This is a genomic window from Megasphaera sp. AF13-6AC, assembly GCF_027685385.1.
Taxonomy (GTDB): domain Bacteria; phylum Bacillota; class Negativicutes; order Veillonellales; family Megasphaeraceae; genus Megasphaera; species Megasphaera micronuciformis.
Genome location: NZ_JAQCUN010000314.1, coordinates 1 through 633, shown reverse-complemented (window position 1 = coordinate 633; position 633 = coordinate 1). Strand labels below are relative to the sequence as shown.

At 48.5% G+C, this 633-nt stretch carries 1 pseudogene; it reads left to right on the top strand.

Annotated elements, in window-relative coordinates:
- Window positions 1-633, top strand: a pseudogene (locus PGX78_RS09095) (phosphoribosylformylglycinamidine synthase); the annotation flags it as partial.

The window sequence follows — 633 nt, the reverse complement described above, 5'->3', positions numbered from 1 at the left end:
CCCGTTGAAGCGAGAGAGGCCTCTTTAGCAGAAGTGAAAACCTTGGAAACGGCTTGGGAAGAGCCGGCGGACGTACCCGTTATAGACGGTTTTATCGCTATGTCCGATGAAGAGCTTAAGGAACTCAGAAACAGCCTGTCCCTGGCTATGAGCTATGAAGACCTGCTGTTTTGCCGCGACTATTTCCGTGATGAAGAAAAACGCAATCCGACAATGACGGAAATTCGTGTTATCGATACCTATTGGTCCGATCACTGCCGCCATACGACCTTTATGACGGAACTCACGGATATTGCCTTCGAAAACGGAACCTTTACAGCGCCTGTTCGTCGTGCTTACGAAACATATAAAACGACACGAGAAGCTTTAAAACGTAAAAAACCGCAGACTTTAATGGATATGGCGACCATTGCCGTTAAGGAACTGAAAGCGGCAGGAAAGTTGCAAGATTTGGATGAATCGGATGAAATTAACGCCTGCACTATTATCGTCCCTGTCGATGTAGACGGTAAGCGGGAAGAGTGGCTCCTTCTTTTTAAGAACGAAACGCACAACCATCCGACGGAAATTGAACCTTTCGGCGGTGCGGCTACGTGCCTGGGCGGGTGTATTCGCGATCCTTTAAGCGGACGT